The following is a 580-nucleotide window of genomic DNA, read 5'->3' on the forward strand; positions in this document are numbered from 1 at the left end:
TTCCAGTACCATTCGCACAGCCCGCTCACGAACTTCCGGCGAGTACCTCGGGGACTTCTTCTTCGTGTTTTCCATAGCTCCATTTTCTCAAGAAGTGGAGTCTCCGGAAAACCCGGGGCGCTTCATTCCGTATCCAGCCAGCGAATAGAACTGCTGTGCGGGAGTTTGACCAATGCTGCCATCGTTCAATTGCCCCTTGACGATCATATGCATGACTTCGATGCCACCTAGGAGAATGCGGGCGCAACGAAATTTCTGGAACCTGAGCATCGGGCGGGTCCGGCGCTTGATCGCGCGGTGGTCCTGCTCGACGATGTTATTCAGATACTTCGACTGACGGATCGTGATCGGCGTCTCGCGCCCGGCGTGGATAGCCTCAAACGCAGCGAGATTCGCCCCAATTTTGTCGATCGTCACCACCTCGGGTTCGCCGTTCCACTCGATCGACTTTTCTAAGAGACGGATTCAAAAAGGCTGCTCCGTCCGTCTGAAGATGTTCCAGCAGACGAGGGAGCAACCGAGTTTGAGAAATGCTTCGTGAATGTCAGCGCGATGTTCGAAGCGAATACGAAGACGACGG

2 pseudogenes are annotated in these 580 nt (G+C 54.8%); both read right to left on the reverse strand.

Annotated elements, in window-relative coordinates:
• Positions 1-87: 87 nt before the first annotated feature.
• Positions 88-462 (reverse strand): annotated as a pseudogene (locus VSR82_RS39965) (DDE-type integrase/transposase/recombinase); the annotation flags it as partial.
• Positions 463-465: 3 nt separating this feature from the next.
• Positions 466-580: pseudogene (locus VSR82_RS39970) on the reverse strand (IS5/IS1182 family transposase); the annotation flags it as partial.

This window comes from Burkholderia sp. JPY481 (assembly GCF_038900515.1).
GTDB lineage: Bacteria > Pseudomonadota > Gammaproteobacteria > Burkholderiales > Burkholderiaceae > Paraburkholderia > Paraburkholderia youngii.